This is a genomic window from Mesorhizobium sp. M1E.F.Ca.ET.041.01.1.1 (genome assembly GCF_003997355.1).
In the GTDB taxonomy this organism is placed as follows: domain Bacteria; phylum Pseudomonadota; class Alphaproteobacteria; order Rhizobiales; family Rhizobiaceae; genus Mesorhizobium.
Window position 1 is genome coordinate 1 of record NZ_RZSL01000002.1, and the last position, 21,353, is coordinate 21,353.

The window sequence follows — 21,353 nt, forward strand, 5'->3', positions numbered from 1 at the left end:
GCGGTCGCCCGCGCCATCCTCAAGCTCGGCGGCAGCGTGCACCAGAATTGTGCTGCGCGCGGCATCGAGACCGAGGGCGGGCGCTTGAGCGGTGTGATGACGGAAAGCGGTACGATCCGGACGAAGGTGGCGGTGCTTGCCGGCGGCGCCTGGGCGTCCTCCTTTTGCCATCAGTTCGGCTTCCGCTTCCCGCAGGCATCGGTCCGCTCCTCCATCCTGTCCGTTTCGCCCGGCGCCGAGGGTCTGCCGGATGCGCTGCACACGGCAAGGATTTCGGTCACGCGCCGTGGCGACGGTGGCTACACGCTTGCGATCAGCGGACGCGGACGCGTGGACGTGACGCCGCAGCAACTGCGCTTCTCCTCGCAGTTCGTCCCGATGTTCCTGAAGCGCTGGCGAAGCCTCGCGCCTGGCGGCCTGCAGGGCATGCGTTCGGGTCACGAAACGCTGCAGCGCTGGCGGCTCGACCGGCCGACGCCGATGGAGCGCACGCGCATCCTCGATCCGGTCCCGGATCGGGCGACCATCCGCCTGACCCACGCCCGCGCGCTCGAGCTGCTGCCGGCTCTGCGCCAGACCAGGATCAGCGCCGCCTGGGCCGGCTATATCGACAGCACGCCGGACGGCGTGCCCGCCATCGGCGAGATAGATACCGTTCCGGGCTTCTTCCTGGCTGCCGGATTCTCGGGACACGGCTTCGGCATCGGGCCGGGCGCCGGGCATCTCGTCGCCGATCTGGTGACCCAGTCGGAACCGATCGTCGATGCGACATCTTACGATCCGCGGCGCTTCGATGACTCGGCCTGGGGCAAGGTTGCCGATTTCTAAGACGTGGCGGACGCCAATCTCCGGCTTTCGCAATTGCATCAGCCTTCCCCGAGAAAAGCGCCGATCGGCGCCGGCCGCACAGGAGCCTGCCCGCGAAACCGGCCGACGGTATGGAGCGCACAACCGGCTTGGGCCGCGACGAGTTCGGCGGCCGCCAACTGGCAATAGCGCCCCTGGCAGCGCCCCATGCCGGCGCGCGAGAGCGATTTCACCCTGTTGGCCTCGCCGCCGCCGCGTTCCACGCTTTCGCGTATGGCGCCAGCGCTCACATTCTCGCAGCGGCAAACGATCGCCTCGTCGGGCAGCGCCCGCACCATCTCGAACGGCCAGGGAAAGGCGCGAGCCAGCCCGCGGGCAAAGCGTTCGAGCCGCGCCAGCTTGCGCAGATCGGCATTGACGGAAGGCGCCGGACGCCCGAGATCGGAAAGGCACGCCGTTGCAGCAAGACGCCCCGCTATTTCCGCGCCATCCGCCCCGAGGAGACGAACCCCATCGCCGGCAAGATAGACTCCGTTGCCGGCCCTGCCCATATCGTCCGTCTTCGGCAGCCATTGTTGCCACTGCTCGTCATAAATGAAGGCGCATCCCGTCAGGTCGGCCAGATGCGTCTCCGCCCGCAGGTGCCAGCCCATGCCGACCATGTCGCATGGGGTGAGGTGCTCCCGGCCGCCGGCATCGCGCCAGCGCATCGCCGTGACGCCCGATGTATCGGCCTCGATCCGCCCGAGCGTCACGCCCGCATGATAGCGGCCGCCGAGCCGCGCCCGCAGGGCGAGGCCGCGCAGCGCGACGATCGGCCGGGCGGAGAGCCCCCAGAGCCCCCGCATCTGCTGGCGCCAAAATGAGGTGTCGAGCACCGCCGCCACATCCGCTCCAGCCTTGAGGAGCTGCGCGCCGACCAGCGTCAGCAAGGGCCCCGATCCGATGAGCACGATCCGCCTCCCGAGGGCTACGCCCTGCGCCTTGAGCGCGATCTGCGCCGCGCCAAGGCTGTAGACGCCGGCGCTCTGCCAGCCGGGAACGGGAGCGACGCGGTCGGATGCGCCGGTGGCCAGGATCAGACGGTCATAGCCGATCACCTGCACGCCGCCCTCTCCCAGCACATGCAGCCGACCCTCATGCGCGGCGATGACCGAGCTGCGCGCGCAATAAGTGAGCCGCCCTTCTTCGGCCAGCCGGTCGAAAAGCGCATGCAGTGCGCGGGCCTTCGCCGCCTCCGGCCCGTAGAGCTGTTCCGGTGTGCGGACGAACCCGATAGGCGGACGACGATAGATCTGCCCGCCCGCGGAATGCCCTTCGTCGATCACCACCGGGTGGAGCCCGGCCTCGACCAGCGTCGCGGCGGCCCTTATGCCGGCCGGACCCGCGCCCACGATCACGATCCGCGGCGATGACGTCTCGCTCACGGCCAGTTCTCCGGCGGCGTCGTGCGCAATCGCATACCTTCAGCGACAAGGGTTGTGCATGCCCGCAGACGCGGCCCCTCCTCCTGCCACACCCAGCAATCCTGGCAGGCTCCCATCAGGCAGAAGCCGGCGCGCGGCTCAGGTCCGAACTCGGAGTTTCGCAACGCGTGTCCTGAAACCAGAATGGCGATCAGCACGGTGTCGCCTGCAAGCGCGCCACGCATCTCACCGTCGAGAAAGAAGCGCACCTGTGCCCGGTCGAACTCGGCCAGCCGGACGATGCGGCCGGCGGTGTTCATTCCGCGGCCTCCCGGACCGCACCGGGACGGGGCAATTCGGGAAACCGTTCGCAGGCCGCGTCGAAGGCCGCCTGGACGCCTTCCGGCCCGGAGCGGCCTTTCATGCGGCGGAAGATCTCCGTCTTGGCGAAGAAGCGCCAGTGGATCGGCAAGGCGTCCAGCAGAGCGTGGAGCCGGCCATAGGCAGCCTGTGTCCACTGCGCTTCATAGCCTTCGCGCTCCGGGCCGAAATGGAAATGGCCGGCGGAAGGCTTTTGTCCGGCGCGCAGCCGCTCCGTCGCCTGCCGGTCGACCTCGCCGTCGCGAATGACGACGCCATACTCGCTTTCGGCTGCTGCCGCCGAGACGTAGCCACGCCGCACGTCCTGCGCGACCCGCCAGGGCTCGCGCTGATGCGGATCGCCGCGCCCGCCACCGCCGGCGGAGCGGATCTCGAGCACGTCGCCGGGCTGCAGGACCGCGGTGTCGATGTTGCCCAGCCGCCGCTCGTGGCCGGTTCCCGGATTGACGACCATGTCCGAGAGGCCGGCCGCCTTGCCGCCCAGCACGCCCCACGGGCGGAAGAAGCTGCGGTCACGGTTGCGCGCCGTGATCCTGGAGTCGGGGGCGAAGACGCGGAAGGCCATCTCGGTCGCCAGCCCGCCGCGCCAGCGGCCCGCACCGCCGCTATCTTTAGCGAGTCCGTATTTAACGAACTCGACCGGAGTCTCGGTCTCGGTGATCTCGATCGGTGTGTTCTTGAGATAGGCGGCGTCGGCGCCCGATCCGTTGGTGCCATCGCGATGCGGCATCGCCCCGCCGCCGCCCACTACCGGGTTCACTGCCGCGATGACACTCCGGCTGGTGCGCTCGTCCGTGGTCATGACGTTGACGATGCAGTTGTTGCCCGCCGGCGCCGCCGGCAGGCGCTCCGGCACTGCCTGCGAAAAGGCGCCAAAGATGACCGAGCGCAGCCGCGCGCAGGTGAGCGAGCGCATGCCGACGGCGGCGGGGTGGACCGGGTTCAGCACCGAGCCTTGCGGCGTGATGCAGGTGAACGGCCTGGTTAGGCCCGTATTGAGCAGGATCTTCGGGTTGAGCGTGTAGAGCACGTAGTAGACGCCGACCAGCAGCATGGTGTGTCGCGGGTCGCCGCCCGATGGCACGTTGAGCGAGGAGCCGAGCTGCGGGTCGGAGCCGGTGAAGTCGAGCACCGCTTCGTCGCCTTTGATCGTCAGTCTCAGCTTCAGCCGGCAGGGATTGGCCTCGACCGAATCCTCGTCGGCAAAGTCGGCGAACTCCCATGTGCCGTCTGGCATGGAGCGCAGCACGTCGCGCGCCTGCGCCTCCGCATGGTCGAGAAGCGCGGCGACGCCTTCCACGAAGCCGGGCTTGCCGAACTTCCGCACCATCGCCTGGATCTTGCGCTCGCCGGTATTGAGCGCGCCGACCAGCGCCTTGATGTCGCCGATGTTGAGGTCGGGCTTGCGCACATTGGTGCTCATGATCCGCAGGATCGTCTCGTCGAAGACACCCTCATTCACCAGCTTCATCGGCGGAAAACGGATGCCTTCCTGATGGATTTCGGTCAGCGCGCGGCTGAGCGAAGCCGGCACCGCGCCTCCCATATCGGTGTTGTGGATGTGGCCTCCGGTCCAGGCGACGATCTCGCCGTCGACGAAGACCGGCTTCCATAGATGCGTGTCGGGCGCGTGCGTGGCGACGTGGCCGGAATAGGGATCGTTTGTGAAGGCGACATCCCCCGGCCGGTAGCCGCCCACCATCGCGATCGCGCGGTGATAGGAAAGCCCCGGATACCAGGTGGCGCCGAGTTCCATCGGGACGGCGAAGGTCGCTCCGGAGCGATCCATCAGCATCACGGTGAAGTCCTGCGTCTCCTTGACGAAGGCGGAGTGCGCGGTGCGATGCAGCGTATGCGCCATGTTCTCGGCCGCCGCGCGGGCATGGTTTGCCAGAACCTGAAGGTTTGTCCGGTCGAACAAGGCGTCACTCCGCGAAGGTCAGGAGAAGATTGAGGTGGCGGTCGACCCGTGCCTGCGTTCCTGCGGGAATTGCAAAGGTCGTGTCTTCCTGCACCACCACAGCGGGTCCTCGGAACGTGCTGCCAGGCACCAGAGTCTGCCGGTCGTGGAGGTCGACCGTCTCGATGCTTTGGCCCGTATAGACCGGGAGCCGGCGCGCCGGACTGGCCGGGGCGTCGATCTCGTCGGTCTCCGGGAAGAAGAGCGCCGGCCCTGCGCCTATTGCCGACAGTCGGACGTTCACAAGCTCGATCTCGCCCTCCGGATCATAGAAGTCGTAGAGCTGATTATGGGTTCGGTGGAAGGCTTGCTCGACGGCGGCGGCGTCGCCATCCGCCAGCCATTGCGGCGACAGCACGACCTCGATCTCGTAGCTCTGCCCGACATAGCGCATGTCGCAGGAGAAATTGAGCTCAGCGGCCGCATCGTGCCCCTGCGCCGCGAGCCAGTCGCGGCCCTCTCGCGCAAGCGCCTCGAAGGCCTCGCGGATTTCGGGGAGCGACGCGCCCGACAACGGGCTGAAGATCGTGCGGATGAAGTCTCCGCGCAGATCGGCCACCAGCCCGCCCAGCGCCGACACCACGCCGGGGCGACGCGGCGCCATGACGCGCTTCATGCCGAGCTCGCGAGCCAGGAAGGCGCCGAGCATCGGGCCGCCGCCGCCGAAGGGCATCAGCGTGAATTCGCGCAGGTCGACGCCGGCGCGCGAGGCGAGCTTCTCGACCTCGACGAACATTTCCGACACCGCGATGTCGAGGATCGCCTGCGCAGTCTGCTCGACTGGGCGGCCGAGCCGGGCAGCAAGGTCGCCGACCGCGCGATGCGCCAGTCCGGTATCGATCCTGAGCTGGCCATAGGCCATCTCGCTGTGGCCGAGCCATCCGCAGACCACCATGGCGTCCGTCACCGTTGCCCGCTCGCCACCACGGCCATAGCATGCAGGTCCCGGCGTCGAGCCCGCCGATTCCGGTCCGACGCGCAACACGCCCTGCGCGTCGACACTGGCGATCGAGCCGCCGCCGACGCCGATCGAGCTCACCGACACGGACGGGATATGGAGCGGGAATTCGCCGATCAGTTCGCCGGTCCCGAACTGCGCCTCGCCGCCGATGATGAGCGCGAAGTCGGCCGAGGTCCCGCCGATGTCGAGGGTAAGCACTTTGTCATCACCTGCCTGGCGCGCCAGCCAAGAGGCGCCGATGACGCCAGAGGCCGTTCCGGACAGCAGCATGTTCACGCAGGCGCGCTTGCCCTCGGCAGCGTTCATCAGTCCGCCGTTCGACTTCGTCAGCATGGGGCGTGCAGGCACGCCGCGGACCTTCAGCCGCTCTTCCAGCGCAGTCAGATAGCCTGAGACGCGCGGATGGACATAGCCATTGAGGATGGCGGTCGAGCTGCGCTCATATTCGCGGATGACCGGCCAGACCTCGGCCGAGGTGAAGACGAAGAGGTCGGGCGCAAGACGCGCAATCGCCGCCTTCACCGAAGCCTCCTGCGCGGCGTTGCGCCAGGCGTGGAGGAAGGAGACGATGATCCCTTGCGCCCCGCTCGCTTTCGCCGCGGCGACCGCGCTTTCCACCGCCGCCGTGTCCGGTGCCCGGGATTCGCTGCCGTCAGCACGCATGCGAGCCGGAATGCCGAAGACCATGTCGCGCGAGATCAGCGGGTCCGGCCGCGAGCAGAACAGCGAATACATGTCCGGCATGCGAAGCCGCGCGAGTTCGATCACGTCCTCGAAGCCGGCATTGGTGAACAGCGCCAGCGGCGCGCCCTTGCGCTGGATGATCGTGTTGATGCCGACGGTCGTGCCGTGCACGAAGCGCGTCATATGGGTCGGATCGAAGCCTTCGCGTTCGGCCAGCAGGGTGAGACCCGTCATCAGCTCGGCGCCCGGATCTTCCGGCGTCGTCAGCACTTTCAGCGAGGCGACGCGTCCGGAATTGGCTTCGAGCGCGCAGAAATCGATGAATGTCCCGCCGATATCGACGCCGACCTTCCAGTCGGCCTTGGTCCGCGCCTCATCCGCCGCAATGGCACCATCCATGATGCGTCCCTTCCTGTCTGTCGACCAAACCTGGCACGAGCGGATGGTCAGGGTCCAAGATGGATGACGGGCAAGGATATAAGTCTTGCTTATACTTTCGCGCGATGGTCACCCAGGACGGCGGCACACGCCTCGCGGATTTCGTCGCGCATCATCTCGTCGGCCCGCGAAAGGGCTCGTGCGCGCGACGTAAGCAGCGCGATCGGAAATTCCGGCCCGGCCGCCAGCGGCCTGACGGCAAGCCCGGCAAACTGCTGCCACGGCAGCAGCGCGTCGACCAGGCCGATACCCAGACCGGCCTGGACGAAGCCGACCGCGGAGATGGATGCGTCGATCTCAAGCGACGGCGAAAGCGCCACGCCCTGCGCGCGAGCCGCGTGGGCCAACTCGTCGGCGGGACGGGTGTTTCCGCGATAGGATATCAACTCCTCGCCGGCGAGATCGGCGAGCGTCAGCTCGGTTTTCCTGACCAACGCATGCCCGGCGGGCAGCAGGCACGCGAAACCTATACTCCCGATCACCTCGGCCTCGATGTCGGGAGGCAGGCGATCGTCCATGGCCACGCCGAGGCTGGCATCGCCGGCGCGCAGCATGTCGACGATTGCGGCGATCGGCGCGCTATGGGAACGCAGCAATATGTTGGGATACTGCGCCCGGAACCTGGTGAAGGCGCACGGCAATATCGCCATGGCCGGCGGCGGCGAGGCAGCGACCCGCACCAGCCCTGCCCGACCCAGGCGCAGGTCGGTGGTCTTGCGGCGCAAGCCGTCGAGCCCCGCCGACAGCCTCTCGGCATCGGGGAAGATCTCGAGCGCCTCCGGGGTCGGTCGCAGCCTGCCCTTAACCCGCTCGAACAGCGTGAAGCCGAGTTCGTCCTCGGTGTGGAGCAGGATCTGGCTGAGCGCAGGCTGGGAGATGTTCAGCATCCGTGCCGCGGCGGTCACGGTGCCGGCGCGCATGACGGCGATGAACACTTCGAGCTGCCGGGCCCGCATTGCCACTCCATAGGTAAAGCTTATGGGTCTTGCCCAAACCCATCTTTGACGCAATGCCGCGGCGCCGACAAGATGCATCCAAGGATCAAGGATCGACTATGGATGTGATCGTGCTGGGCGGCGGCCTGATGGGGACGGCTTCGGCCTATTTCCTCGCAAGACGCGGCGCGCGCGTGACACTGATCGAACGCAACCGGATCGGCACTGGGGCGACCGTCGCCTCGTTCGGCAACATCCGGCGCACCGGGCGTCACCTGTCGCAGCTTCCGCTCGCCCACCGCTCGCTCAGCCTGTGGGGCGAGGCTGAAAAGATGCTTGGCCGCGACGTCGAATTCCGCGCCACCGGCCACATCCGACTGATCTTCGATGAGGGAAGTCTTGCCGACATGCGGGCCTACGCTCAAGCCGCGAGGCCCTGGGGGCTGGAGCTGGAGGAACTTGGCTCGCGCGAAATCCGCTCCCGGTTTCCCGGCCTCGGTCCTGAAGCGATCGCGGCGTCGTTCTCGCCGGATGACGGCAGCGGCAATCCGCGGCTGATCGCGCTGGCTTTTGCTGAGGCAGTCCAAAAGCTCGGCGCGGAACTCGTCGAGGAGGCCGAAGTTGAGACGATCAAGCACACCGTCTCCGGTTTCCTTGTCGCCACTTCGAGAGGGTCGTTCGCCGCCGAATGCCTGCTTAACGCCGCCGGCGCCTGGGGTGCGCGCGTCGCCGCGCAATTCGGCGAAATGGTGCCGCTCGACGCACGCGGTCCGCAGATGGGCGTGACCGAGCCGCTGCCATATCGGGTCCTGCCGGTGGTCGGCATCTGGACTCGCGACAAGGATTATGGCGCTTATCTGCGTCAGGTCGAGCGAGGCAACATCGTCTTCGGCGGGGCGGCCGAAAGGGTATCGGTCGACCTCGATCCAGGCCACGCGAGCGCCGATCCGATGCGGCTGCCGATACAATTGCGCGCCGTCGCGCGGCTCATGCCCGCCATCGCACGGGTCGCAGTAATCCGCACATGGTCGGGCTGCGAGGGTTATGTTCGAGATATGCTGCCGGTGATGGGGCAATCGGCCACGACGCCGGGCCTGTTCCACGCCTTCGGGTTCTGCGGTCACGGCTTCCAACTCGGTCCCGGCGTTGGCGACGCCATGGCGGAACTCATAACGACCGGCCGTTGCGCAACGCCGCTCGACGATTTCAGGGTGGATCGGTTTGGCCGCGCGGCCTGACGACGAATCGATAAGATTGGCCTTTCCAGGACACAGCAATGACCGGTTTCAGGGACGGCAGAGCTTAGCGCTATGGCGGACATTGGGCGCATAGCTGCTTTTTCGCCATCGGCCTTGGTGCTCTATATTAAGGTTACGTCTAAAGGCGCGGTACACCGCGCCTAGACGCGCTAGGTTGCCGCGCTCCCGTTTAGCGCCACTCCTCGGCGCGGTGATGCGCCCTCTGGTGTGCCGCGGCGATTGCGTGCCCTTCCAAACGCAAAAAACCGCCCCGGTTAGACCGGGACGGTTATAGATTTATGATAGAATTGGTTGCGGGGACAGGATTTGAACCTGCTGGCCTCGCTTGCGAAGCCCCTTCAACAGAAGAACTCGGTTGAAGCGCTGTATTGGCGGTAGCACTCTCCCGACTCGAACCCCTGAACTTACATCCTATTTATACGCCCTGACCGCAATTTACCGCACGGCTTGATCGGCTCTCTTCCGGCGGAGGTTGATACAATCTAGAATAGATCCTGATCTCTGAACAGAAGTCCCCGAACCAGGGCGGACACATGCCAGTGGCGAGATCATGAAAAGCGATCCCCTCTCCTATCCTCCTCGCGGCCTCTCACGCGAAGAGGCCGCCCGGTACATTGGCGTGGGCGCAACAAAATTCGACCAAATGGTCGCTGACCGCCGCATGCCAAAGCCGAAGAAGGTTGACAGCCGCGTGATCTGGGATCGCTTAAAACTCGAAGCCGCGTTTACCGAACTACCTGGAGACGAGGAAGAAAATATCGTCGACTTCCTGTTGCAAGGGAATCATCGCAGGGAATAGATTCATTCTGCCATGACCGACAAATATCCCCGGCCTCTCCTCCTACAAAGACCGCCATGGCAAAGTTCGCTGGCGCTATCGGACGAAGGAGCGTGTGCTTAGTCTGCCGGCCCCCAATCAGGCGGGTTTCAAGGAGGCCTACCAGGCAGCGGTCGAGGGCCGGAAAGTCCCCAAGGCTCCCGTCGTCATGCCTGGAGCCGCTCTGCCCGGCACGTTTGGAGCGGCCTTTCAACGGTTGAAGATCTCGGTCAAGTGGTTGGCGCTTGACGAAGCCAGCAAGCGCAAGAACACACGGGTGATCGAAGAATTTCTAGAACTGCGAGTGGTCCCTGATCACCCGCTCATCTGGCGGGATGTAGCGGTTAAGAATCTTCGGCGTATCCATGTTGAAGAGCTTCTTGGCCGCTTCATCGCCACGCCCCACAAGGCCAAGCACCTGCTTGGTAGGCATACGCAAGCTGGTCTATGTCGCGCTACGCCAAGATTGGATCGAAATCGATCCCATGGCGGCGGTTGAGTGGCGGCCCGCCTATGGCGGCTGGAAAGCATGGTCGCGCGAGGCCATGGCGCAATTCGAAAAGCGCTGGCCGCCCGGCACTGCGGCGCGAACCTGCTATGGGCTGGCACTGTGGCTGGGGAACCGCCGAGGCGACGTTGCCGGGCTGCGATGGGATCAGCGCGTCACGCGTCGCGTCCTGATCGACGGAGTTGAGCGCCAGTTCGACGGATTCAATATCGTGCAGACCAAGAACAAGGGAAGGACCGGAGGGAAGCGGCTTTTCGTTCCAGTAACTCCCATGCTCGCTGAGATCCTGGAGGCGGCCGACCGGCGCGGAGAAACAGTCTTGCTCACCGGATATGGCCAGCCTTTCTCGGCGCAGTCCTTAGCCGGTGCCATGGCGCACTGGTGCGCTCTCGCTGGATTGCCGAAGGGCCTCACTCTGCACGGATTGAGGAAGTCACTCGGGGTCTATCTCGCCGAAGCGGAAGCATCCACCAGGCAGATGATGGACGTCCTCGGCCACGACGACATCGACCATGCTGAGCTCTATTCCAGGGAGGCCTCGCAGGTGCGTTTGGCCGTCCAGGGCATGGACCGGGTCGTGCGTCTGGTCACGCGCAAGCCGATGCTTGGCGAACCTATTGGCGAACCTCGTGGCGAACCGCCCTATAAATCATTGATAAATAACGACAATGGTGGGCCCGGAGGACGTATTCACATCTCTGATTTCATTGTCTTTTTCGTGGGCCAAAATAGGAAATCTTCCCGTATCGCTCCCTATGGTCCCGCGCCTAAGCAAAGGACGCGGCACGGGATAGGGCTTCATGCAAGCTCCTAGGATGTGGGCTTTGCTTGGCATGATTTCGCGGTTGGTAGCGATCAGCCGCCGCTGTCCAATTCCGTTCCGGTTCGCAGGCACTCAAGATAGGCGCGATAGGCGAAGCTGCGGTCGCGCTTCTTTCCTGTAGTTTCCACGAGAATATTGGTTTCGGTCAGCGCCTCGATCGCACGGATCGCGGTCGGCTTGCTTGCGCCGATCAACTTTGTGACCGAGGCAACGCTCACGATTGGGTGACGCGGCAATTGCTCGAACAGTCTCACTGCCGAGACGGAGGCGGAATGGGCTTCGAGCAATCGCACCCGGTCCGCGGAGACGAGATTGAACAGTTCCCGCGCCGAGGTGACGGCTTCATCGGAAATCGTGGCGACCCCATCGAGAAAGAAGTCGATCCAGCCCTCCCAGTTCCCTTCCAGCCGGACCAGATTGAGGCGCCGGTAGTACTCTTCCCGGTGGCGTTTGAAAAACAGGCTGAGATAGAGGAGCGGCGCTTTCAGCAAGCCCCAGTGCTCCAAGAGCAGCGCGATCAGGAGCCGCCCGATTCGCCCGTTGCCGTCGAGATAGGGATGAATGGTCTCGAACTGCACGTGGAGAAGACCCGCCCGCATCAGCTTCGGTAGCGGATCGTCGACGTGGATGTATTTCTCAAATTCGCTGAGAAGCTGGGGAAGCTTATCCGGTGGCGGCGGAACGTAGACCGCATTGCCTGGCCGGCTTCCCCCGATCCAGTTCTGGCTGCGGCGCACGTCTCCGGGCTGCTTGTTCGAACCGCGCACGCCGCGCATCAACCGCTTGTGCGCCTCGTTCAGGAGCCGCATGGAAATTGGCAACCCCTGCTTCGACGCAAGCTGGTCGCGGGCATAGGCGAGCGCGTCGAGGTAGTTCGTGACCTCTTCCACGTCGGCATTGGGTGCCGGCCCCTCTTCGGCCTCGAAAGCGAGAAGGTCCACGAGTGACGCCTGCGTGCCCTCGATCTGCGACGAGATCACGGCCTCCTTGCGCACGAAGGCATAGATGAACCAATCGAGGGAAGGCACCATATCGCCTGCGAGATCGAGACGAACGAGCGACTGCTCGGCTTCCCGGAGACGATGTTCGAGCTTGCCCTCAACAGAGAGTGCCGGACGCGCAGGCGGCAGATCGAACGGGATGAACGCATGGACGTTCTCTGCGCCTGCGGTTACGCTCTCGTATCGGCCCGTTGTTCGCTTCGGCATTTCATGACCCAATTGGGAACAGCTTCGTTCGGATCGAGGCGAGCAAGGAACGACAGCGTTCCTTGGCGACCTCTCTGGGAAAGAAGTCTTTACTAGCGCTGAGCGTTAGTCAAGAAATCGTTCTTAGCGCGCTTGATAGATTGTTGCCGACGACCCGGGGTGGCTTTTCGGCCCCTGATGTGACTCCGGCTCCACCTAACGCTAAAGCTGCCAACTGCGTCGTTGGTCGGTTTGAAGTCCAGGGAGGCACATATGAGGGTCAAGTTTACATTGAGGAAGGCCTCGACGCCGGGAGGCTCGAAGAACCGCCTGGAGGGTTCCGAAGCGGTGCATGTAATGGCTGGCCGATCGACAGTTGGGCGCGGCGGTAAGTATTGAGCCCGACAACGCCCCTCTCTCTTTCAGCACATTGGCCGCCTCGACCAGCATCTGCTCATTGGTGATGCGCCTAGACTAGCGCGTGCTCGTCTGAAGGCCTGCAATGGAGTAAGCCTGTCGGTCGGTGGACATCCGCAGATACTGGGCAGCGCGAACCCTCAGCCTCGCTTGAGGGGTGTTGCGGGCCGCTGCAGCCTTGTCCATCGCTTCGCGCCGTCGTACCGATGCCTTGATCCAGCGACTTTGCCACCTGAGGGTAGGTGAGCCGGTTGGAATTCGGCCCGATCCTGTCCGCGGCTTTGAAATAGGTCCGCTGGCGTGGCTGACAAGCTATGGGGAATGGAATGCGCCGATACGTTGGTGTGATCCACAAAGAGGGCAACAGCGACTTCGGGCTTTCTTTTCCCGACTTCCCCGGTGTCGTCACGGCCGGCCGGACGATCTTGGAGGTGCGTCAGCTCGCCGAGCAGGCGCTCGCTTTTCACGTCGAGGGACTTATGGAGGACGGCCAACCCATTCCAGAGCCGACGTCACCGGAGCGCGTGGTGACCGATAGAGGCGCACTCACGACTATCCAAGTGCGTCTGAAGGCTCGATACGTCAGGCAGTTACCACGTCGGCCGAGCTGAACTTCGCGTATCCCTCGGCGCCGGAGCCCGTCCCTTCGCACTCCGCGCAGCGCACGCTGACGCCGGGACATCCGTCCTGATGCGTCCCCGCCGGGCAGCAATGGCCGTTGGAGCTTTGCCATCTCGGACATTCGAACATCGTACCTGTGCCGCCGCAGCCTTGGCACTTGCCTTCGGATAATGCCAGTTTCATTTGCCCCGACCCCTTCAGCGTTGCCTTGCAACGCGCCCAACCCCAAACGGGAACATCGACTGGCCCCACCAGCCGTTTGCCGACATTAACATAAGGAAATTAAGGTTCTTCTAAAATAACAATTCCTTGTAAACATCATTCGCCGGCGAACGTTCCGCCGATCCCGGCCACCGCGCTATGAAAGGCATCACACTCGCCGATGCGGGGTATCAATCTCGTTCGGTGTCCGGGCCGTCTTTCCAGTTTGGCGACCATGCTCTTCAACAGCCGGGAAACCATGACTCATTTCGTGAGAAAGCGCGCCGCCGTTCCGCCGCAATGCGAGCCCACTGCGGCTAGGTACGCCCCTGTTTCTTTTGGTCTTTGGGGCTTCGAAGGAGTTCTGGAGATGATGATGAAGAAGGTTTTGGTAGCGGTGCTGATGAGCGCAGCACTTGCCGGATGCGAGACGCAAACCGAAGGCCAGCAGCGGGCCACCACCGGCGCGCTGGTCGGCGGCGCCGGCGGCGCACTAGTCGGCCAGGCCATCGGTGGCAACACCAAGAGCACCGTCATCGGTGCGGCGAGTGGCGCGCTGCTCGGCGCCGTCGTCGGCAGCGCGACGACGCCGCAGCGGCGTGGCGAGCAGCTCTGCCGTTATCAGGATCGCTACGGCCGCATTTACACCGCGCCCTGCGACGACCGCTATTATAACGGCGACTATTGACCTCCGAGTCTTTGACTATGGGAGACGGCGGTTTTCTGCGCCGACTCCCCTCGTCCGTCATGCTTTTGTACGCTTCTCGATATAGAATCATTCTTGCGGCGGGCTGTGGAGGAGGTCGAAATGACGACGAGCCTTGCCGGCGCGCTGAAAGACCGTAGCAAGCGGGCGGTGAAGCGGCTGATCGGGTATGATTCCCGCAACTGGCTGCGCATTCGCCAGATCGAAGCTTTCACCACATTCCTCGAGGCGGCGAACCGCAAATCCCGCGATGTGATCGAGATCTCGCCGGGCTGGAACCGCTACTGGCGGGCGATATGCCCAAACTACCGCTCGGTCGATTTCCCAGACTTCGACATCTGCCGCGACCGCACCGACGAGCAATTTTCCATTGTGATTGCCGACCAGGTGTTGGAGCACGTGCAGCGGCCACTGGCGGCCGCCGCCAATATCCACGCGATGACCAGGCCAGGCGGCTGGGCGATGGTGGCGACGCCGTTCCTGTTCCGCGTGCATGCGCGACCACACGACTACAACCGCTGGACGCCGGCAGGACTGAAGCAGCTGATGGTCGAGGGCGGCTTTGCGGAGGAGGACGTGCAGGTGTTCGGCTGGGGCAACAAGGCCTGCGCCAAGGCGCATATCGGCGGGCCGGTGAGGGCCTATGGCTTGTGGAGAGACCTGAGTAATGACGAGGAGTACCCGCTGATGGTGTGGGCATTTGCCAGGAAGGCGTGAATTCGCCCGCGCGCGTGTCGGCCCGCACAAGGCGACGGCGATCTGTCGCGGGCGCAATGCCTGAGCCGGATAGCAAAGCGAATCTCCCGACCGGGCCGTAACCGTCGGCTGTCGGTTGGCTGACCAGAGCAGCCGTTCTGCCATCTACCTATGTCGCTGCATCCGCCTTCTCTGTTTCGCCCGCGCTACCATACCCCTTGGACGCGCGGACCGTCGACGGGAACTAATTGTTACTCAATTTCTTCAATGTCGTGGCGACCGCGCAAAGCGCGTAAGCCCGTGAGAGGATCGACGATTAGGATCGCACATCTCAGCCAGCGCCTCGGCCTGCAGACGGCTCCAGTCCTCCCGTGTCGAATGGTCGGCACGGGCAGAATGTAGATGCCAGCCCCAGGCGGATACCACCTTGCGCGCGAATTGTTTCGGTACGAGCGCGACCAGATCGCTTCCCCCCACCGCCTTGCAGACGCCACCGAACAAAGGCAGATGGATGGGCGGGGTTCCGGACGAGAAGGTAGGCTCCCCTTACAGAGGTGGAGCCACCGGCGCCGGCGGCTCCATTACGATCGGCGAAAACGCGCGACGGCTGCGGTTAGCTCCTTGGGGTCGACCGGCTTCGATAGCCTTGGCGCCTGCCGGAACTCATCGGGAAAGATCGTCGGACTGTCGTAGCCGGTGACGAAAAGAAAGGGAATGCCCCGCGAGGCGAGCAACTCGGCCAAAGGGAAACTCCGTTCTCCGTTGAGGTTGACGTCGAGCACCGCTCCATCAAGCGCGATACCGTCGATCTGCTGCAGCGCCTCTTTCACCGAAGCCGCGGGACCGACCACCTCGCATCCCGAATCCGTCAGCAGGTCGGAGAGATCCAGCGCTATCAGAAAAGCATCCTCGACGATAAGGATCTGAAGACCCGATAAGGAGGCTTGCTTATTCATACCTTGCCTGAAGCAGGGGGCGACAAGTAATCGGTCGTTTCGGACCTGGGCAACGGTATCTGCAAAAGACACTCCAAACCGTTCCGCTTGAAGCTCAGATTGACCTTTCCGCCTAGCTCGTATTCCAAACTCTGCTGGATGAAAGTGGTTCCAAAACTCCTCTTCGTCGGCTCCTTCACCTTGGGGCCGCCGATTTCCTTCCAGGCGATCGACAGTGTGCCCGGCTTTTCGACGCGCCAAGAAATGTCGACCCGGCCTTTGTCGCTGGTGAACGCGCCATATTTGGTCGCGTTGCTGGCCAGCTCGAAGAAGACCAGGCCGAGCGTGGCCGCCGCACTCGCGTTGAGCTGGAACGGGTCGCCCCGAACGACGACGTTCTGGCCCGTCTTGCCGCCATAGGAAGACAGCGTCGCCCGCACCAGCCCTTCGAGATCGGCGCCTCCCCATTGGTAAGAGGCCAGCAATTCGTGCGTGCGAGCCATCGCCTGGAGACGGGCCTGAAAGGCGCTCGCGAAATCGTCGAGCGATTCCGAGGAACGCACCATACGTGACGTCAGCGCGGTGACGGTGGCGAGGATGTTCTTTACGCGATGCTGCAATTCATGGAGCAGCCGTTCCTGGTTGCGCTCGGCGTTCTTGTGGTTTGATATGTCGATCAGGGCACCGATCGCGCCGCGCACCTTGCCGAATTCGTCGAACAGCGGATTGGCCGACATCATGACATCGATGCCGTCGCCCTTACTCCGCATGATCCGCGCTTCATATCCGGGAATGGCCTTGCCTGTCCGCATCGCCTTCAGCAAAGGCTGGTCGGCGGCATCCACCGGGGTGCCGTTCAACATCAGTGGCAGCACGGCAGGCATGGAACTGAGCTTGCCGTCCGTGGCGCGCCGGCCGGAAAGCTCAACCGCGTGGCGGTTGGCGCGGATTTCCTCGCCATTGCCGTCCTCGGCGATGAAGATGCCCACCGGCACCAGGTCCAGCAGGGTCTCCAGGCTTTCGACACGGTTGCGCAGGTCGTGGGTCAGCACGCTGATCTTTTCCTCCGCCCGCGCGATCTGGGTGACGTCGACGAAGGTGACGACGACGCCGGCGATGACATTGTCGACGGTACGGTAGGGCAGCACGCGCATGATGTAGCGCTTGCCGCTGTCGGCGCCTTCGATCTGGCGCTCGATCGTGCCGAGCCGATGCAGCACCTGCTCCATGTCGGCCTGCAACCCGTCGGCGGCGAAACGCGGGCGCACATGCGCAAGCGGCCGGCCGACGTCGCTTTCGACCAGCCTGAACAGATCGCGCGCCGTCGGCGTAAAGCTGTTGATGCACAAATCGCGATCGAGGAACACGGTCGCGATCTGGGTGCTTTCGAGCAGATTCGCCATGTCGTTGTTGGCGCGGCTGAGCTCGTCGACGCGGATGTTGAGCTCAGCATTGACGGTCTGCAGCTCCTCGTTGATCGACTGCAGCTCTTCCTTGGAGGTTTCCAGTTCCTCGTTGGACGACTGCAGCTCCTCATTGATCGAGGACAGCTCCTCGTTGGAGGACTTCAACTCCTCATTGGAGGATTCGAGCTCCTCCGTGGTGATCTGCAGCCGCTCCCTGGTTTCCCGCAGCTCCTTTTCGAGCTGGCTGACATTGGCGCTTTCGACGTCGTCGGTGGTGTGGACGGGCTCGTCCTCGGTTTCCGGCGTGATTCCGCCGACATCCCGGAAGACCAGCATGTAGAGCGGTTCGGACGAGCCATCGGCCGGCAGCGGCTGCACCGCGAGGCTGATCGTCTGGCGTCCGCCATTGGTGCCGATGCTGATCTTGTTCTGGACGGCTACGTGTCCGGTGCTGACCGCCTTGTGGAGCGCCGCCCTCAGATCCATGCGCAGCCCGCGCCGCGCCATGGAGAAGACGTTGTGATCGGGAGCGCCGGCCGCGAGCTCCAGATATTTGCCCGTGCCTCCCGAGCTGTGCATCACCTCGCCGTCGGCGTTGATGACCACATAGGCGGGCGCATAGCGTTCGACGAGAACCCGTTCCGCAACCTCTGGCAAGGTTGCCGCCGTGGCCCCCCGGCGCGCAAGAGGGGGCGCCTGCCTGGCAGCGGCAGCCAGCGGGAACTCCGGCAGCCGCTGCATCGCGACCCCGCCACGCTTCTGGAAGATGCGGCTCGCCTTGTCGATGGTCGAGAACAGGCGCGCGTGGCGCGTGACGTTTTCCGAGGAACCAAGAAAGAGATAGCCGTTGTTGCGCAGCGCGTAGTGGAAGATCGGGACGATCTTCTCCTGCAGTTCCGGTCCCATGTAGATCAAGAGGTTCCGGCAGGCGATCAGGTCGAGCTTGGAAAAGGGCGGGTCGCCCAACAGATTGTGCGCCGAAAACAGGCAGACCTCCCGCAATTCGGCGGAAACGCGATAGGTGCCGTCCTCGCGCGAGAAGAATTCCTTCAGCCGCTTCGGCGTCACGTCGGTCGCGATCGTCGCCGGATAGCGGCCGGCGCGCGCAACTTCCAGCGCGCGCTCGTCGATGTCGGTGGCAAAGATCTGAAGGTTGGGGGAGGCAGCTCCGCGCGGCGCGCTCTCCTTCAAAAGCATGGCGATCGAATAGGCTTCCTCGCCGGTGGCGCAGCCCGGAACCCAAACCCTGATCGTCTCGTCCGGCTTGCGATCCTCGAAAAGTTTGGGGATGACGAAGCGTTCGAGCGATTCGAAGGCCTGTGTGTCGCGGAAGAAGCTGGTCACGCCGATCAGCAGATCCTGGAACAGAAGGTCGACCTGCTGCGGTTCTTCGCGAAGCCGCTCGTAGAAGGTGGTCGGATCGTCGATCTGCAGCACCTGCATGCGGCGCTGGATGCGCCGCAGGATGGTATTGTCCTTGTAGCCGCTGAAATCGTGGCCGGTGCGTGTGCGAAGCAGCGCCGCGATGCGCGAAAGCTGTTCGGCCACCTCGCGCTTGCGGCGGTCGCGCTCGCTTTCGGTGCGGTTGGCATGGCTGAAATAGCCGACCAGCTTCGCGGCCATTTCTTCCGCGGGAAGCACCATGTCGACGAGGCCGCTCTGGACGGCGCTGCGCATCATGCCGTCATATTCGGCGCTTTCCTGCGCCAGCGTCAGCCCGTCGCGCTCCTTGATCGCCCTCAGGCCGATGGTGCCGTCGCTGCCCGTTCCGGAAAGAATGATCCCGGCCGCATTCTCCGCCTGGTCCTGCGCCAGCGAGGTGAAGAAATCGTCGATCGGCGTGCGTCTGGCGCGCGTGGTGGTCATTCTGACCACGTGAAAACGCTGGTTCTCGATGGTCACCGAGACGCCGGGAGGGGTCACGTAGATGTGGTTCGGCTCGATCTCCAGGCCCTCGGCCGCAGTCTGCGTCTCGATTGCGGTTGAGCGCTGGATGATGCTGGCGAGCACGCTTTCATGCTCGGCGTCGAGATGCTGGATCACGACATAGGCAAAGCCGCTGTCGACCGGAACTTCCGGAAAGAATGTCTGCAGTGCTCCGATGCCGCCCGCCGACGCTCCGATGCCGATGGTGGGGAAGGGCGCGGGCTCTTTCTCGGCCTCGCGTAAGCTAGCCCTTGCTTTGCGTGTGCTTGCCTTCCTCGCCGCCTGCGCCATTGTCTGTTGCCTGCACCCGCCTGCTTTCGAGAATACGCTCGATCAGAGCGGCATCCGCTTCGTATTCCTTGGCTCGCTTGCCAAACTCGCTGGCGAGTTCGGAGCGATGCTGCGTCTTTTGTCGCTCGGCCATGCGCCGGGCAAACTCTGCCCGCTGCTGGTGCGATCGCAGCAGGCTCCATAAGATCTCGTCGGCCTCGATCGCCTGCGCTTCCATCACCGCGTCGGCGGTAAAGGCGTGCCCGGTATGGCACCGATAGCGCAGCATGTCACCGTCTTCGATCTCCCACAGCGGCCCGTGGCATTCCGGGCATGTAAACACCGACAGTTCGCCAAGTCGATCTTCATTTTTCATGGTCGAATGCTCCTGAGCGGCGATCGCCGCTTCCAGCCTCACCCCCGGTGGCGCCGGGAGGGTTTCACCGGCTGGTTCGGCGGCCAGGTTCGCCAGCAAGCCGCCAAGCTTCGCGGCCGGCAGGCAATGATCGACCTCGACATAGTGCAGCGCGCTCTCCACCATGGAAGGAACCAGCGTGTCCTTCGGGTGCTGGACGACCGTAAGCCCTCCGACAGCCTTGATGGCCCTCAAGCCGGCGGTGCCGTCGGCGAGCGAACCGGAGAGCAGCACGCCGATGACGCTGGCGCCGTAGCTCAGCGCCGCCGAGCGGAACAGCGGGTCTATCGCTGGCCGGGCGAGGTTTTCGCGCGGGCCCCGCCGCAGCATCATGTGATCGCCATGCAGAAGGAGGTGGAAGCCGGGTGGCGCCACATAGATATTGCCGGTCCTGAAGGTCGCGCCGTTCTTGGCCACCAAAGCCTTCAGCGTACCCGCGCGGTCAAGGATTTCCGGCAGGTAGCTGACCTGGCCGACATGCAGCACGACGAACACGGCTGCCGGCAGATCGGCGGGCAGGTCGCCGACGATCCTCTTCAGCGGTTCGACTCCGCCCGCCGACGCGCCGATGACAATGATGAAGCGGTTACGCGCCTCCCCTTTCGGCGAGCTCGTCTCGTTCTCGCGGGCAGATGAAATACGGTTTCGAACGTCGGCCATGGCACTCGTGGGTCGCGCCCCCGCCTTAGTCATAAGTCGGCGAAGGGGCACTAGGTTCCATGGCGCGCCCTATCGCTGCATGTGACGGTCGCGCGTAGCCGCGAGCCGTTGCCGTGGCGAGCGATTCCGGCATGCGACGGCCATCTGTCCGTGCCTTGAGGGCGATGCGATCGGGAGGCGAGCGCTTCCCGTCGCTCCAGAGATTGATGCTCACCTTTCAACCTGTCGAATACGCGGCGCAGCAACGCAATTTCAGACGAACTGAAGACATCGGCTCCGCTGTGTTCGCAACCGGCTGGGTTGGTGCAATGACCCTAGATGCGCAGCCTGGCGAAGTGCGCAGCAGGCACCAAACTACAAGTTGCGCTCCCGACCAGTTCCTTCAATTTTCGGTCTTTGGCCTCTTGTCCCTTGTATGTGAGACGAATGTCTTATGTATCACCTTTTTGGTCCGAAGGATGAAACATCTCCTTCGAAGTCTCGTTTGAACGGGTGCTGGCGAAAAGGTCCCTTCATCGTCAGTTCATGGGTGCCTGCCATCTTCCTGCGTTCGTGGTGGGCATCCATCTGCGATGAATGGTGAGGCGGTGCATTGCCAATATCCGATGAGTTGCGCGACGTCCCCGTTACGTTCGAGTGCCCGATTTGCAATCATCCGATTGTGAAGAAGGGTTCATGGTTCAAGGCAGTGAGCCTGTTCAGATGCGATGCCTGCAGGACCAGGGTGCGGCTTGGCTATGCGGCCAAGCTTGCCCTGTTTGAGAAAAGTCGGCGTCAGGAGTCACGACCGGATAGCGATTTCCACGGGTAGTAGCGAGCGCTGATTTTGTAGCGAGGCTGATGCCGCGGCGGCATGGCGGAAAGCGCGGCGGTAGCGGCCGCCTTGATTCTGCACCGCGGCAGAGGCGCGACCCCGGGTTTTTTGACGGCCGGC

16 protein-coding genes and 1 pseudogene are annotated in these 21,353 nt (G+C 63.9%); 7 read left to right on the forward strand and 10 right to left on the reverse strand.

The annotated features are described in order from the left end of the window. Positions 1–828, forward strand: an 828-nt coding sequence (locus EOA38_RS00355; protein WP_145965907.1) for an FAD-binding oxidoreductase, incomplete at its 5' end; no start/stop codon positions are given. Between the two features lie 38 nt (positions 829–866). Here the strand turns inward: EOA38_RS00355 and EOA38_RS00360 are convergent. The 5 genes from EOA38_RS00360 to EOA38_RS00380 form a co-directional block, all read right to left on the reverse strand. Then, the gene (locus tag EOA38_RS00360) at positions 867–2,234 is read right to left on the reverse strand and encodes an FAD/NAD(P)-binding oxidoreductase (RefSeq protein WP_127298253.1); all 1,368 of its coding nucleotides are present in this window, start codon (positions 2,232–2,234) and stop codon (positions 867–869) included. Continuing rightward, positions 2,231–2,533, reverse strand: coding sequence for a (2Fe-2S)-binding protein (locus tag EOA38_RS00365; RefSeq protein ID WP_127298254.1), 303 nt, complete (start codon positions 2,531–2,533; stop codon positions 2,231–2,233). Before EOA38_RS00365 ends, EOA38_RS00360 begins: the two co-directional genes overlap by 4 nt. After that, positions 2,530–4,515 carry a hydantoinase B/oxoprolinase family protein gene (locus EOA38_RS00370; protein ID WP_127298255.1) on the reverse strand — a complete coding sequence of 662 codons (1,986 nt, stop codon included), beginning with the start codon at positions 4,513–4,515 and terminating at the stop codon, positions 2,530–2,532. Before EOA38_RS00370 ends, EOA38_RS00365 begins: the two co-directional genes overlap by 4 nt. Positions 4,516–4,519: 4 nt before the next feature. Beyond that, entirely contained in the window at positions 4,520–6,598 is a 2,079-nt protein-coding gene (locus tag EOA38_RS00375; protein ID WP_127298256.1) for a hydantoinase/oxoprolinase family protein, read from the reverse strand. Between the two features lie 89 nt (positions 6,599–6,687). Then, entirely contained in the window at positions 6,688–7,593 is a 906-nt protein-coding gene (locus EOA38_RS00380; protein WP_127298257.1) for a LysR family transcriptional regulator, read from the reverse strand. 98 nt (positions 7,594–7,691) lie between these two features. Between EOA38_RS00380 and EOA38_RS00385 the strand changes: the two genes are divergently transcribed. Both EOA38_RS00385 and EOA38_RS00390 read left to right on the forward strand, forming a co-directional pair. Then, positions 7,692–8,810, forward strand: coding sequence for an FAD-binding oxidoreductase (locus tag EOA38_RS00385; RefSeq protein ID WP_127298258.1), 1,119 nt, complete (start codon positions 7,692–7,694; stop codon positions 8,808–8,810). Between the two features lie 571 nt (positions 8,811–9,381). Further along, a complete protein-coding gene (locus tag EOA38_RS00390; protein ID WP_127221238.1) occupies positions 9,382–9,630 on the forward strand; it encodes a hypothetical protein in 249 nt (82 codons plus the stop codon). Between the two features lie 310 nt (positions 9,631–9,940). Here EOA38_RS00390 and EOA38_RS40045 read toward each other — a convergent pair whose 3' ends face one another. Continuing rightward, complete coding sequence (locus tag EOA38_RS40045) at positions 9,941–10,081, reverse strand: hypothetical protein (RefSeq protein ID WP_189478921.1); 141 nt, start codon at positions 10,079–10,081, stop codon at positions 9,941–9,943. Positions 10,082–10,250: 169 nt separating this feature from the next. On the opposite strand from EOA38_RS40045, the pseudogene EOA38_RS40050 reads away from it, so the two are divergent. Beyond that, positions 10,251–10,742, forward strand: a pseudogene (locus tag EOA38_RS40050) (tyrosine-type recombinase/integrase); the annotation flags it as partial. A 269-nt stretch (positions 10,743–11,011) separates the two neighbouring features. On the opposite strand, the gene EOA38_RS00400 reads toward EOA38_RS40050, so the two are convergent. Continuing rightward, positions 11,012–12,187 (reverse strand): Fic family protein, encoded by a 1,176-nt coding sequence (locus EOA38_RS00400; RefSeq protein WP_127298259.1) that lies wholly within the window; start codon positions 12,185–12,187, stop codon positions 11,012–11,014. Between the two features lie 722 nt (positions 12,188–12,909). Here EOA38_RS00400 and EOA38_RS00405 point away from each other — a divergent pair. The 3 genes from EOA38_RS00405 to EOA38_RS00415 all read left to right on the forward strand — a co-directional run bounded on the left by EOA38_RS00405 (position 12,910) and on the right by EOA38_RS00415 (position 14,828). Further along, the gene (locus EOA38_RS00405) at positions 12,910–13,194 is read left to right on the forward strand and encodes a type II toxin-antitoxin system HicB family antitoxin (RefSeq protein WP_126090094.1); all 285 of its coding nucleotides are present in this window, start codon (positions 12,910–12,912) and stop codon (positions 13,192–13,194) included. Between the two features lie 581 nt (positions 13,195–13,775). Further along, complete coding sequence (locus EOA38_RS00410) at positions 13,776–14,093, forward strand: YMGG-like glycine zipper-containing protein (RefSeq protein ID WP_127221297.1); 318 nt, start codon at positions 13,776–13,778, stop codon at positions 14,091–14,093. Between the two features lie 120 nt (positions 14,094–14,213). Further along, positions 14,214–14,828: a methyltransferase domain-containing protein gene (locus EOA38_RS00415; RefSeq protein ID WP_127298260.1), complete on the forward strand. Its 615-nt coding sequence runs from the start codon at positions 14,214–14,216 to the stop codon at positions 14,826–14,828. A gap of 560 nt (positions 14,829–15,388) precedes the next feature. Here the strand turns inward: EOA38_RS00415 and EOA38_RS00420 are convergent. Genes EOA38_RS00420 through EOA38_RS00430 form a run of 3 tightly spaced genes read right to left on the reverse strand, consistent with a single transcriptional unit; the run spans position 15,389 to position 20,419 of the window. Further along, a complete protein-coding gene (locus EOA38_RS00420) occupies positions 15,389–15,763 on the reverse strand; it encodes a response regulator (RefSeq protein WP_127298261.1) in 375 nt (124 codons plus the stop codon). Continuing rightward, entirely contained in the window at positions 15,760–19,365 is a 3,606-nt protein-coding gene (locus EOA38_RS00425; protein WP_127298262.1) for a CheR family methyltransferase, read from the reverse strand. Before EOA38_RS00425 ends, EOA38_RS00420 begins: the two co-directional genes overlap by 4 nt. Continuing rightward, complete coding sequence (locus tag EOA38_RS00430) at positions 19,319–20,419, reverse strand: chemotaxis protein CheB (RefSeq protein WP_126095626.1); 1,101 nt, start codon at positions 20,417–20,419, stop codon at positions 19,319–19,321. Before EOA38_RS00430 ends, EOA38_RS00425 begins: the two co-directional genes overlap by 47 nt. Positions 20,420–21,353: the final 934 nt, after the last annotated feature.